The sequence below is a fragment of the Gordonia sp. Swx-4 genome (genome assembly GCF_030316175.1).
Classification (GTDB): Bacteria; Actinomycetota; Actinomycetes; order Mycobacteriales; family Mycobacteriaceae; genus Gordonia; species Gordonia alkanivorans.
The window spans coordinates 1,071,385-1,083,826 of record NZ_CP128197.1 but is presented as its reverse complement, the minus strand read 5'-3'; the positions used below and the strand labels follow the sequence as shown (position 1 = coordinate 1,083,826).

At 68.8% G+C, this 12,442-nt stretch carries 11 protein-coding genes and 1 pseudogene; 6 read left to right on the top strand and 6 right to left on the bottom strand.

The window, feature by feature from the left end:
* Positions 1–9: 9 nt before the first annotated feature.
* The gene (gene menD / locus PWF70_RS04940) at positions 10–1,698 is read right to left on the bottom strand and encodes a 2-succinyl-5-enolpyruvyl-6-hydroxy-3-cyclohexene-1-carboxylic-acid synthase (RefSeq protein ID WP_286352868.1); all 1,689 of its coding nucleotides are present in this window, start codon (positions 1,696–1,698) and stop codon (positions 10–12) included.
* A 62-nt stretch (positions 1,699–1,760) separates the two neighbouring features.
* Here menD and PWF70_RS04935 point away from each other — a divergent pair, with 62 nt between their 5' ends.
* The 4 genes from PWF70_RS04935 (at position 1,761) to PWF70_RS04920 (ending at position 5,479) form a co-directional block, all read left to right on the top strand.
* Entirely contained in the window at positions 1,761–2,378 is a 618-nt protein-coding gene (locus tag PWF70_RS04935; RefSeq protein WP_280072409.1) for a class I SAM-dependent methyltransferase, read from the top strand.
* A 63-nt stretch (positions 2,379–2,441) separates the two neighbouring features.
* Entirely contained in the window at positions 2,442–3,518 is a 1,077-nt protein-coding gene (locus PWF70_RS04930; RefSeq protein ID WP_286352867.1) for an AbrB family transcriptional regulator, read from the top strand.
* A 48-nt stretch (positions 3,519–3,566) separates the two neighbouring features.
* Positions 3,567–4,874 (top strand): saccharopine dehydrogenase family protein, encoded by a 1,308-nt coding sequence (locus PWF70_RS04925; RefSeq protein ID WP_006358198.1) that lies wholly within the window; start codon positions 3,567–3,569, stop codon positions 4,872–4,874.
* A gap of 158 nt (positions 4,875–5,032) precedes the next feature.
* Complete coding sequence (locus PWF70_RS04920; RefSeq protein WP_006358197.1) at positions 5,033–5,479, top strand: Hsp20/alpha crystallin family protein; 447 nt, start codon at positions 5,033–5,035, stop codon at positions 5,477–5,479.
* 139 nt (positions 5,480–5,618) lie between these two features.
* On the opposite strand, the gene PWF70_RS04915 is transcribed toward PWF70_RS04920, so the two are convergent.
* Both PWF70_RS04915 and PWF70_RS04910 read right to left on the bottom strand, forming a co-directional pair.
* The gene (locus PWF70_RS04915) at positions 5,619–6,794 is read right to left on the bottom strand and encodes an EAL domain-containing protein (RefSeq protein WP_035753421.1); all 1,176 of its coding nucleotides are present in this window, start codon (positions 6,792–6,794) and stop codon (positions 5,619–5,621) included.
* A 363-nt stretch (positions 6,795–7,157) separates the two neighbouring features.
* Positions 7,158–7,787 (bottom strand): hypothetical protein, encoded by a 630-nt coding sequence (locus tag PWF70_RS04910; RefSeq protein WP_286352866.1) that lies wholly within the window; start codon positions 7,785–7,787, stop codon positions 7,158–7,160.
* Positions 7,788–7,794: 7 nt separating this feature from the next.
* Here PWF70_RS04910 and PWF70_RS04905 point away from each other — a divergent pair, with 7 nt between their 5' ends.
* Positions 7,795–8,424, top strand: a complete 630-nt coding sequence (locus PWF70_RS04905) for a GGDEF domain-containing protein (RefSeq protein WP_286352865.1) — start codon at positions 7,795–7,797, stop codon at positions 8,422–8,424.
* On the opposite strand, the gene PWF70_RS04900 is transcribed toward PWF70_RS04905, so the two are convergent.
* On the bottom strand, positions 8,370–9,131 hold the full coding sequence (locus PWF70_RS04900) for a hypothetical protein (protein ID WP_035753293.1): 762 nt from the start codon (positions 9,129–9,131) through the stop codon (positions 8,370–8,372). The genes PWF70_RS04905 and PWF70_RS04900 overlap by 55 nt on opposite strands.
* 171 nt (positions 9,132–9,302) lie before the next feature.
* Here PWF70_RS04900 and PWF70_RS24110 point away from each other — a divergent pair.
* Positions 9,303–11,406 (top strand): annotated as a pseudogene (locus PWF70_RS24110) (Rv1355c family protein).
* Between the two features lie 39 nt (positions 11,407–11,445).
* Here PWF70_RS24110 and PWF70_RS04885 read toward each other — a convergent pair.
* Positions 11,446–12,096, bottom strand: coding sequence for a PaaI family thioesterase (locus PWF70_RS04885; protein ID WP_006358192.1), 651 nt, complete (start codon positions 12,094–12,096; stop codon positions 11,446–11,448).
* A 43-nt stretch (positions 12,097–12,139) separates the two neighbouring features.
* A complete protein-coding gene (locus tag PWF70_RS04880) occupies positions 12,140–12,373 on the bottom strand; it encodes a hypothetical protein (RefSeq protein WP_187346460.1) in 234 nt (77 codons plus the stop codon).
* Positions 12,374–12,442: the final 69 nt, after the last annotated feature.

Below are 12,442 nucleotides of genomic sequence, written 5' to 3'. Positions count from 1 at the left end.
TCGCGCAGTCTAGACCGCCGACGCCTTCAGACGGGCCGCGATCGCCGCGTGCACCGACCGCAGCCGGTCCCGATCCGTGGCGACCTCGATCACCTCGATGCCGCCGGCCGCCGGGCTCTCGGCGAGGACGCTGCGCAGTTCGTCGACGTCGACGCGCCGGTGCGGGATGTGGAAGCCGGCGCACATCGACGCGATGTCGGTGCGGTGCGGGGTTCCGAAGACGCGCTCGTAGGCGCCGGCGTACTGCCCGGCGTTGTAGCGCGGGTCGCCCTGTTCGAGCAGGCCGAAGATCCCGCCGCCGTCGTCGTTCGCCACGACGATCCGCAGCGAGTCGGGCCGCGGCTCCCCGGGCCCGATGACCAGGCCGGTGGCGTCGTGGATGAACGTCAGGTCCCCCATCAGCGCGATCGTGCGAGCGCCCGGACGTTCGTGGTCGAGGGCCAGTGCGGCGCCGATCGCCGTCGAATTGGTCCCGTCGATGCCGGCGACGCCACGGTTGGACAGGACGCGCACACCCTCGGCGACCCGTCCGGCGAGCGCGATGTCGCGGATCGGGTTCGACGCCCCGACGACGAGTTGGTCACCCGGTGCCATCGCGGCGCTGACCGCGCGGGCGACGTGCAGCCCGGTGGTCGGACCGGGTTCGTCGAGCTCGGCCTCCACCGCACCGGCCACGCGTTCCTGCACGGCGGCGCACTCCTTGATCCAGTCCTCGCGCGGTTCGCCGACCACCTCGATGCGGGTGCCGGTCGCGAAGACGTTGCCCGAGACGTCGGGCCAGCGCGGGCCGGTGGTCAGCGCGTAGACCCGGACCTCGGGGTCGGCGAGCAGCCGCGAGACCCCGCGATGGAGCGTCGGACGGCCGCAGATGATCGCCTGCTTGGGTCGCACAGTGTCCAGTGCGAGCGGGTGCAGCGGCGTTGCCGGATGCGGCGCGGTCGGTTCGGCGACCGTCGGCACGTCGGCGAGCGCGGGATGCTCACCGGAGCCGTGACCGGACACCACGACCGTGTCCAGCGACAGGTCGATGGGCAGCGGGACGTCGAGTTTGCCGACCGGCGCCTGCGTCCACGGCAGGCCGCCGGGACGTCCGGCGAAGGAGCCCAGGTCGTCGTCTCCGACCTCGTCCGGATCGGGCACGAGGGGTTCCCGCAGCGGGATGTCGAACTGAACCGGACCGGCGTTGCCGGTGCGTGCACCGCGCGCGGCGGCGAGCACACGACCGACGGCCGACCGCCACTGGCTGTTGGTGTCGAGGTCACGCTCGGCGAGGCCGAGGCTGATCGCGGCACGCACCTGGGTGCCGAAGAGACCGAACTGTTCGACGGTCTGGTTGGCGCCCGATCCGAGCAGCTCATAGGGCCGGTTGGCGCTGATCACGACCAGCGGGACGCGGGCGTAGTTGGCCTCGAAGACCGCCGGACCCATGTTCGCCACGGCCGTGCCGCTGGTCATGACGATCGGCACCGGTTCCTTCGACGACACCGCGAGACCCAACGCCAGGTAACCCGCCGACCGCTCGTCGATGCGGACGTGCAGCCGCAGCCGGCCCGTCGCGTCGGCGGCGTGTAGGGCGAAGGCCAGCGGCGCGTTCCGGGACCCCGGGCACAGCACGGCTTCCCGCACGCCACCCCGGATCATCTCGTCGACGATGACCCGCGCCTGCAGCGTCGAGGGATTCGGAACCGGTCGATTCATTCCTCAAGCGTAGGGACTCGAACTCCCGGCGATGCGCCGGGGAGCGGCGTTACGCTGGTCACGTGGGTTTCTATGGTGACCGCATCGTTCCGCATCTGGTCGAGATGACCTGCGGCATGTCCGCGCTGACGCCGCTGCGGCAACGCGCCTGCGCTCCGCTGAGAGGTCGGACGCTCGAGGTCGGTTTCGGCTCGGGCCTCAACGTCGGCGTCTACCCCGACACGATCACCGAGGTCGCCGCGGTCGAACCCTCCGACGTCGGCTGGTCGATGGCCGCCGACCGCGTCGCGGGATCGAGCGTGCCGATCGAGCGCTCCGGCCTCGACGGTCAGAAGCTCCCCTTCGACGACGAATCCTTCGACGCCGCGCTGTCGACCTTCACCCTGTGCACCATCCCCGATCTCGGCGCGGCCCTCGCCGAGATCCGGCGCGTACTCCGACCGGGCGGCACCCTGGCCTTCCTCGAACACGGCCTCGCCCCCGACGAGAAGGTACGCACGTGGCAGCGTCGGCTCGAGCCGATCCAGAAACGCGTCGCCGGCGGCTGCCATCTCACCCGCGACGTCCGTGCCGAACTGACCGCGGCCGGCTTCGCGGTCGGCACCGTCGACTCCTTCTATCAACCGGGTGTCCCGAAACCCCATGGGGCACTGAGCCTGGGCACCGCTCAGCCCGCCTGATCCCGGCCCGCCCACCTCGACCTCGCACGGCCGACGTCGAGGTGCTGCCCTACTGTGGGCACAATGCGTCGCTGGACACTGCTGGCCCTCCTGACCGCGGCCGCGACGCTGATCCTCGAGTTCTTCGACGTCGACGCGGCGGCCCTGTTCGCCGGTCTCGTCGTCGCCGGCCTACTCGCCATCGCCGGTCGTGCACCCCGGCAACGCAATTCCGACGACGACCCCGACGCCCCGATCGTGCCGCGCTGGGCGTTCGTCTCGTCCCAGGGTGTGCTCGGCGTCTACATCGGGACGATGGCCGAGCCGGAAACCCTGAGCGGACTGGGCTCGACGTGGTTCCCGGTGCTGGTGATCGGTGTCGCGACCCTGGCGATCTCGGTCATCTGCGGCGCACTCCTGGGTCTGCACCGGGACGTCGACCCGCTCACCGGTTCGCTCGCACTGGTGGCCGGCGGCGCCTCCGGGCTGGTCGCCCTCACCCGTGAGTTCGGCGGCGACGAACGGATGGTCGCGGTCATCCAGTACCTGCGCGTCGCGCTCGTCACCGTCACGATCCCGCTCGTCGCCTCCCTCGTCTTCGGGGCCGGCGAGGGCGCGGTCGAGGTCGTCCCGGCGTCGTGGACCGACCAGGCGTGGGGGCTGCTGCTGCTCGTCGTGTGCCTGGGAGTCGGTATCCCGGTGGGTCGACTGCTGCGACTCCCGGCCGCCGGGTTGCTCGGCCCGCTCGCGCTGTCGACGGCCGCCGAGCTCACCGGCATCGCCGGCGACGCCGCAGTGTCCCCGATCCTCCTCACCGTCGCCTATGCGCTGATCGGCTGGCAGGCCGGGCTCGGCTTCACCATGGAGCGGCTGCGCGCGATCGGGCGTGTCCTGCCGTATGCGCTCGTCCTGATCCTGGCCATCGGTGTCGGGTGCGCGCTGCTCGGTGTCGCGCTGTCGGCGTGGACCGGGGAGTCGATGTTCGACTGCTACCTCGCGACCACCCCGGGCGGCATCTATGCCGTCCTGGCGGCGGCGACCGGGGCCGGCGGCAACGTGGCCTTCGTCGTCGCGGCGCAGATCCTGCGGGTCCTCCTCATGCTGTTCGTGGCGCCGTTCGCCGCGCGTGCCGCCTCCCGGCGTGGTGGTCGGGGAAAGTAACTGACTCCCTGGTCACATGTGACCGGCGTCCCACGTAAGGTCGGAAGGATGAGCGGGGAATCCAACACCGAGACAAACAGCAACGAGAACCAGTCCGCAGCCGGCTCGCACGGCCGCGAGTTCGACGTCGTCGTCTACGGCGCCACCGGCTTCGTCGGCGAGATCACCGCGCGGTACCTCGCCGACCACGCCCCGATCGGCACCAAGGTGGCGCTCGCCGGCCGCAACGAGTCCAAGCTGACCAAGGTCCGCGACCGCCTGCCGCTCCGCGCCCGGGACTGGCCGCTGATCGTGGCCGACTCCAACTCGCCGGCCGCGCTCGACGCGATGGTCGCCCGCACGCAGGTCGTCTGCACGACGGTCGGCCCCTACCTCAAGTACGGCGAGGCGCTCGTCGTCGCGGCGGCGACCGCCGGGACCGACTACGTCGATCTCACGGGCGAGGTCCCCTTCGTCCGCTACTCCATCGACAAGGCACACGACACCGCAGTCGCCTCGGGTGCGCGCATCGTGCACTCCTGCGGCTTCGACTCCGTCCCGTCCGACATCACCACCTATGCGCTCTACAAGAAGGTCACCGAAGACGGGGCAGGCGAGATGACCGACACCACGCTCGTGGTGAAGTCGATGCGCGGCGGCCTGTCCGGCGGCACCATCGACTCGATGCGGGTCATCGCCGACGAGGCCAAGAACTCTCAGGCCCGGCGCCTGATGCTCAACCCGCAGGCCCTCTCGGGCGGCCCCGGTGAGGTCCCCCGGGTCAGCCTGTCCGACGAGCCGAGCGACCTGTCGATCATCAACGCCAAGAAGGTCGACCCGTCGCTGCGCGGCACGCTCGCCCCGTTCTTCATGGCGGCACACAACACCCGGATCGTGCGGCGGTCGAATGCGCTGCTGGACAACGCCTACGGCTCGAACTTCCACTATGCGGAGACGATGAACGTGGGCGGGGTCCCGGCCGTGTCGACCCTGGCCGCCGGCGCGGTGGCCGTGGGCACCGGCGCCTTCATGGGTGCCATGAGCTTCGGCCCCACCCGCCGCCTCCTCGACCGCGTTCTCCCGAAGCCCGGCGACGGCCCCAGCGAGAAGTCCCGCAACAGTGGATATTTCGTGGTGGAGACGTTCACCCGGACGTCCACCGGCCGTCGCTACCGCTCACAGATGCGCGCCCAGGGCGACCCCGGATACAAGGCAACCGCCGTGATGCTCGCCGAGAGTGCTCTGGCGCTCGCGCTCGACCGTGACCGCCTGCCGGCTCGCACCGGTGTCCTGACGACCGCGGCGGCGATGGGCGATGCCCTCATCGATCGCCTCCGCGACGCCGGATTCACCATCGACGCAACCGAACTCGGCTGAGCAAGGTCGGCGGACACCGCCGGGAAATCGTCTGGCACTCTCCACCCGAGAGTGCTAGACGAGTGCGGAATCCGGTGCTATCTTCGATGTCAGTACAGCGTTGAGCTGCTCGCCGGACGAGTGGCGGGCAGCCCTTGTGAGACAGGAGGTGAACTGCTGTGCTGCGTTTCGATCCGTTTTCCGACATGGATGCCTGGGCCCGGGGCATGCTGACCGGTTCGACTGCCGGAACCGCGCGTACTCCCAAGTTCATGCCCTTGGACCTCTACAAGGTCGACGACCACTACATGCTCGTCGCCGACCTGCCGGGCGCCGACCCGGGCTCGATCGACGTGAGCGTCGACAACGGCGTACTCACGTTGTCCGCCCAGCGATCTGCACCGTCCGACGAGGGCGTCGAGTGGCTGGCCAGCGAGCGGTTCTCGGGTACCTATCGACGCCAGCTCACCCTCGGTGACCTCATCGACAGTGCCGGCATCTCCGCCCGCTACGACAACGGCGTGCTCACCGTGACCATCCCGGTGGCCGAGAAGGCCAAACCGCGCCGCATCGAGGTGGAGAGCATCAACCATCAGCAGGCGATCGAGACCTCGACCGCCACGTAGTCCGAGAAACCCTCTCCCCGAAAATCATCGGGGACCACAGCGACGGGCCGGTGTGCCGTTCGCGGCGCACCGGCCCGCCGCTGTCGCCACCCTTCGCTGTCGCCTGGCCCTCGGGGCCATCGTCGTGCTGTGGTCCGGCCTACCGCCCCGTCCAGGTGGCCAGCGGTTCGGGCCGACCGAAGAAGAATCCCTGCGCATAGTCGAAGCCGAACTCCGTGAGCACCTCCAGCACATCGTCACTCTCGATGCCCTCGGCCACCATCCGCAATCCGGTGGCCGCCGCCATCTCCGAGATCGCCCGCACCACAGCACGATCGGAATGACTGTGCACGAGCTGGGCGATCAGCGTGCGATCGACCTTCAGGACATCGACGGGCAGATCGCGGACGTAGCGGAGGGCCGAGAAACCGGCGCCGAGGTCGTCGACGCAGATCGTGCACCCGAGGTCGTGCAAGCCGTTGACGGTCCGGGCCGCCGAGGTCTCGAGCCGGACCACCTGATCCTCGCGGACCTCGATCCACACCCGCGCCGGGTCGACACGGTGGTCGCGGATCAGACCGTCGATGTAGCAGACGAGACCCTCGTCGGAGAGCTGCTGTCCCGAGAGGTTGAGCGAGACGAAGGCCTCGTCCCCCGCCGTCTCGGTGATGTCGGTGGCCAGATCCCGGATGGCCTCCCCGATGGCGTGCCGCCCGATCGGCGCGAGCAGCGAGATACCCTCGGCCACTGCGAGAAACGCATCGGGGGCGAGAACGCCGGATTCGGTGTGCCACCGCAGCAGCGACTCATAACCGACCACCCGCCGGTCCGCCATCGCGACGATCGGTTGATAGAAGACCGAGAAGTCGCGCTCCACCGACCGGGTGAGCCAGGCCGCGAGGTCGACCTCCGCGCTGATCTGCCGCACCATGCTCGGGTGCGCGAACTCGACGTGCACCCGCCGGGTGAGCGCGACGCACAGGGCGGCGTCGGCGTGCCGCACCAGGTCGGCCTCATCGGCGCGGAGGTCTGCACCTATGGCGACACCCATGCAGACGTCGAGGAAGGCGCTGCGATCGCCGTCGCTGACGGTGTGCGCGCCGAGTTTGCGCCGGGTCGCGTCGATGAGCGCGTCGTGGCCGCCGTCGTCGACGGAGAGGGAGATCAGCCACTGCAGGTCCGAGCGGCGTTCGAACCGGGCGCGCGGACTGATCGGTTTCAGGACCTGCTCGACGAACCGTTCGGCGATCGACACGGCGGCCTGATGCCCGTAGGCGACGACAGCGCGGTGATAGGGGTCCACCGAGACCGCGATCACCGTTGCGTCGCGGTTCAACACTCCATCATCTGTCTCGTCCGATCCCCCCGGCCGCGGCCCGATCGCCACGTCCCGCCGTGGGCGAGACTTTACTCGCAGACCCCGCGGTTCTGTAGCGCACGACCCGCGCCGGGTCGCGGTCGAAGAACTGCGGATTCGGTCGGAGGAATTCGACCGCGTCGATTGGTGTCGACAATCACGCCGGCACGCGCGAGCGACAGCCCGGCCGTAGAATTCCGGGGTCCCGGTATCGGACGACGTGTGCGCCGACACTTTCTCTTTTCCTCAGATCTCAGCAAACAATTAGAAAGGCTAGAAAACGACTGGTAGGGTAGTCGCAACTCCTGGGTGCGATGCCACTGAAGGATTCGTTCGTTCCGGTTACGATTTTGTTTTCGCAAATCCCATGTTCGGAGTATCCGTGACCGCATGCGCGGTCAAAGCGACGGAAAGCGGTCCCGGCGTATGGCCTTGATCAGGAATGTGATGCGGCGCTACGACGCGCGCTCCATGGCAACGCTGATCAGCACCGGTGGCGTATTGCCCCTGCCCCTCATCGCTCTGCTCGCACCCCACACCATCAAGCCCGGCAAGATGGTTCTCCTGATGGCCATCTGGACGTTCATCGCCCTGATCTTCGCCGTCACCGCTCTGCGTCGCCGGCTGACCGACCCGCAGTTCGCGGTCCTCGGCGGTCTCGGAATCGCCGGCATCGGCGGCACGTCGCTGATCCTCGCCGATCCCCTGACCGCGGCCCTGGTGCTGGCCATCGTGGCCGTCATCCCGGCGATCGGCGCGATCACCGCCTCGCCTCGGCTCATCCTGTCTCATCTGGCGTTGGCCAGCGCGTGCACCGCGGTCGTCCTCGCGACCCTCGCGCACACCGTTCCCACCTTCCTGATCAGCTTCGGCGCGATGTTCGGGGTCATCGTCGTTCCGGTGTTCCTCGTGGTGGCGCTCCGGAAATCGATGGAGGCCGTTCTCGACCAGCAGACCCGACTCTGCGGGCATCGACCCGTTGACCGGCCTGCTCAACCGTCGCGGATTTCTCATCCGGGCATCGCAGTTGCTGTCGGCCGCCCGGTCCTCGACGGGATGGATCGGCATCCTGTTGCTCGACGTCGACCACTTCAAGCGGATCAACGACGAATACGGGCACCTCGCCGGCGACGGCGTCCTGCTCTCCGCCGCGGCGGCCATCCGCGAGCACGCACCGGTCGGTTCCGAGGTGTGCCGCTACGGGGGCGAGGAGTTCCTCCTCTTCCACGTCGTCCGTGACCAGGAAGAACTCTGGCGCTGCGCCGAGCGCCTCCGCGCCGCCGTCGCCGCGACCGCACCGGTGACGGTCAGCGTCGGTGGTGTCTGCGCACCGCTGATGTCCTCACGAAACGGAAGTGCCCACTCGACCGACGACGTCATCGGCAACCTGCTGGGTCGCGCCGACGAATGCGTCTACCGGGCGAAGGAGAGCGGCCGCGACACCACGGTCATCGACACGATCGATCCGATCGTGTGGAACGACGGCACGTTGAGCTCCCACGCCGCCGAGGATCCGCCGGCCTCGCCGCCGTCGGCGAGCCTGTACGAGGTCTTCTACCAGCGGCCGGCGGACTTGGTCGAGATGGAGACACGTCCGGGCAGGAGCTGAGGCGCCCCCGGGGTCTGCAGGATGTCGGCTTCCATCCGCATTCGACGCCATGTCTCGGGAGAGGTGTGCTCGCGGATGCGTGCACGGTCCCACCACATCAGGCGCGTGCGATACCGCTCGTCGGGGAAGGGGGTCGGCGGCACGGATTCGTCGACGCGCCCACCGCCCGACTGCCAGCGCCGCAGCACATGGTCGGCCGCGGTCGCCATCATGTGGTCGGTGCCCGACATCTCCATGATCACCAGACCCAGCCGCGAGAGCTGGCCCGCCACCGACCGCGCGATCGGCGAGCTCTCGTCCACCCAGGCCGTCTTGACCTCGACGATCCCGCCGGCCAGTCGCGACTCGATCGCGTTCACCAGCTGCACCTGACCGGGCTGTCCGGCCCACTCGACGAGCGCATGCGACTGGGCCGCCGCGCTGAACCGCGGTTGGACGCGCAGACCGCCCCGGACCTGGTCGGCGTCGTCGAGGACCGCGAAGAACAGTGCCGTTCCCGCGCCCGTCGAGACCTCGTCGTAGTCGAGCGCGGCCGCACAGCCGTGCCGTTCGTACGATGCGGCCGCCCCGTTCAGGTACCGATCCCACAACGCCCTCTCACGGCCGGGCGCGGCCGCGATGACCGTGTACTCCGACCCCACCTCTCGGGCGGTGGCATGCAGAACGCCCGTTCGCCTCGCCTCACCGGCAGTTTTCATCGTTTTCATCGCAGGATTGCGCCTTTCGAAAAGGAGGAATTCATTGCGAGATCTCCCCTGACCCCGCGTGTTATGTTGCCACAAGAGCGTTTTTATGCAGGCTCACGAGCACGTTTTCCTCCGGATTCGGCGCCTATCGGTCCGGTTGGCGACGCGTCGTCGAGTAAGCCACGATGAGGTATGCCCTCTGTGCCGGACACCGCCGCCGTCCTCTACTCCGAGTCCGAAGTCCCCGATTCTCTGGTCCACGACGACTCGATCGACGTGGCCGACATGACCGCGGAGACCGCCCGAGCACTCGACGAGATCCTCCCTCCGGTCGACCCCGCGCTCCGGACCGAGAACCCTCGTTTCGCGTACTTTCCCTGGCGGAAATCGCTGGTGAAAATCCCCGGTCCACTGTCTTTCCGTCGCCTTCGACTGGACCGCAACCGGCATAAGCTGACCGCCGCGGATCTCGATGCCGCGGCGAAACTGCGCATCGGTGTCGTCGGATTGAGCGTGGGTCACGCCATCGCCTTGACCCTGACGCTCGAGGGACTGGCCGGCGAATTGCGCCTGGCCGATTTCGACGACCTCGAACTGACCAATATGAATCGAATTCCGGCGACATTGCTGGATATCGACACGAACAAAGCCGTGGTCGCTTCTCGCAGGATTTCCGAAATCGATCCCTATCTGACGACCTCGGTGTTCCCGGACGGCATAACATCGGAGAACATCGACGAATTCGTCGACGGCCTCGACCTCGTTGTCGAAGAATGTGATTCCTTCGATGTGAAGGTGCTGGTCCGGCAACGTTGCCGCGAACTGGGCATTCCGGTGCTGATGGAGACGAGTGACGGCGGAACCCTGGACGTGGAGCGTTTCGACCTCGAGCCGGACCGCCCGCTGTTCCACGGCCTCGCGGGCGATCTCCGCGTCGAGGACCTGGTGGGTCTGGACCGTGCGCATCTGACGCCGCTGGCCGTCAAGGTGCTCGAGCCGGCGCGGGTCACCGCACCGATGGCCGCATCGGCGATCGAACTCGGGCACTCGGTCACGGCCTGGCCCCAGCTGGCCGGCGACGTCCTCCTCGGTGGCGCGACGGTCGCCGCCGCGGTACGACGGCTCGTCCAGGGCAGGCCGCTGCCGTCGGGACGGGTGCGCTTCGACCGCGACACCTGTGCTCGACGGTCTCTCCGATCCCCTCCACCGCGCTCTCGACGACGCCGGCGCGACCGGCGAGTCGGCATGCCGTGAGATCCCGGTCGAGCAGATGTCCGACCTCGAGCTCATCACGCACGCAGCGACCCGTGCCCCGTCGGCGGGCAACCAGCAGCCGTGGCGGATCACCGCCGACGACGACTCCGTGACCATCGCCCTGGACCGATCTCGCACCTCGACGCTCGACATCGAGCACCGAGCCTCGGCGGTCGCGGTGGGTGCCGCCCTGCACAACGCCCGCGTCGCCGCGGCCAGCCGGGGCGTGCTGGACGACGTCGAGGTAGTCGCGGACGATCGGACGATCCTCGGACGGGTGCGACTCAAGGGCCTCGGTGCGGGCGTGCAGGCCCCCGAACACGAACGCGAACTCCGTACCCTGCTGGCGCGGAGCACCCGGCGTGGACCCGGGGACGGTTCACCGCTCGGCGACGACGATCTGATCCGTCTCGCCGATGTGGCCGACACCGAGATCACCCGGCTCGTGCCGCTCGCCGACCGTGCGCGGATCACGACCTTCGCCTCGATCTCCGATCGTTCCGACCGGGTGCGCTTCCTGACCCCCGAGCTACACCGCGAGATGTTCGCCGAACTCACCGCCGACCCCGCGGACGGCGCCGGGATCGACATCGCCTCCCTCGACCTGCCGCCGGCGATGGCCGGGATGCTCGACGTGCTCCGCCGCGGCGACGTGATGGCGCTGCTCGACGAGTGGGGCGGTGGTGCCGCTTTGGGCGCCGACGCGGCGGCACGGGTCACCTCGGCCTCGGGAATCCTGCTCCTGGTCCAGCGGGGACGGACACCGGCGGACTACCTACGGGCCGGTCTCGTCGCCGAGCAGCTGTGGGTCGCCGCCGAACAACTCGGTTACGCCGTACACCCCATGACGCCCGCGTTCCTGTATGCGCTCGACGACGCGACGGCTCGCTCGCTGTCGAGCAACCACGGCGACGCTCTCGCCGGTCTGCGTCGCGAGATGGACGAGCTGTGCCCGGTCGCCGACGACGAGGCGGTCACCATCGCGCTGCGGGTGTCGCGATCGGCCTCGCCGACCGTGCGCAGCCGCCGGCTCCACGGCTGACCCGACTGCCCGCCTGACGGGCCGGGTCCGACCGCCTGACTAGGCCTGGCCGGGATTGAGCTTGATGAACAGGGCGTCCATCTCGGCGCACAACCGGTCACCGTCGTGCATGGTGCCCTTGATGAAGACCTTGCGGCCCTCGATCTTGTCCGCCCAGGCGCGCACGCGCAGCGTCGTGTTCAGCGGGGTGATCGAGCGGTACTGCACGTTCAGGTAGGCGGTGCGGCTGACGTGCTGGATCGCCACGGCCGAGGCGAAGCCACCGATGTCGTCGAAGGCGACGGCGACGTGCCCGCCGTGCGCGGCGGCGTTACCGCCGAGGTGGAAGTCGCGGAAGACCAGGTCGGCGACGACACCGTCCTCGGCGGCCTCGACGACCTCATAGGGCGGGAGCGTGATGTTGCCGCGGGACGGCAGGTCGATGCGGGTGCCCGCGGGCGAATGCCACTCGTCGATGCGGACCTTGGCGAGGCGTTCATTGACGGCGGTGAGGTGCTCGATGAGTTCGTCGACGAGCTCGTCGTCGGGGCAGGCGTAGCGCGCATTGTCCATCAGCAGGCGAACCTGCTCGCTGAACTCGCCGTACCGCGGGCCGCCGCGCTCGGTGGTGATGGCCGCATGCGGCCGGAAACCACCCTCGTGCGGGTCTTCCTCGACGGTTTCTACAGCACGGTCGTTCGCTTCACTCACCGGTCAACCGTATAAGAAGACCGATTCGGGGGACGGACTGGTGCTAGCCGTCGTCGCTCGGACGGTTCCGGTCGGAGCGTCGATGCGAGTCGAGGTCGACGCACCCACCGTGGCGGACGAGTCCGTGAGACGTGCCTGGGACGAAGTCGGGAACGCCACGCGGCCCACGCTCCTTTTCGTCCCGGAGCCGTACCGCCCGCCCCACGATCACGGCGACGACGGCGGCCAGTACGCACCAGCCGACCACACCGACGACAATCCACCCCCAGGTGTTCATGGGTACATGTAAGCATTGCGAACTGGGAATTTGCTGAAAACGCGCATCATATACGGTGCAAGCGGAAGG

Bases quoted from the DNA above. Each gene is read 5' to 3' on its own strand.
- menD (WP_286352868.1), bottom strand. From the start codon at position 1,698: ATGAATCGACCGGTTCCGAATCCCTCGACGCTGCAGGCGCGGGTCATC.
- PWF70_RS04930 (WP_286352867.1), top strand. From the start codon at position 2,442: ATGCGTCGCTGGACACTGCTGGCCCTCCTGACCGCGGCCGCGACGCTG.
- PWF70_RS04925 (WP_006358198.1), top strand. From the start codon at position 3,567: ATGAGCGGGGAATCCAACACCGAGACAAACAGCAACGAGAACCAGTCC.
- PWF70_RS04910 (WP_286352866.1), bottom strand. From the start codon at position 7,787: ATGCCCGCAGAGTCGGGTCTGCTGGTCGAGAACGGCCTCCATCGATTT.
- PWF70_RS04900 (WP_035753293.1), bottom strand. From the start codon at position 9,131: ATGAAAACGATGAAAACTGCCGGTGAGGCGAGGCGAACGGGCGTTCTG.
- PWF70_RS04880 (WP_187346460.1), bottom strand. From the start codon at position 12,373: ATGAACACCTGGGGGTGGATTGTCGTCGGTGTGGTCGGCTGGTGCGTA.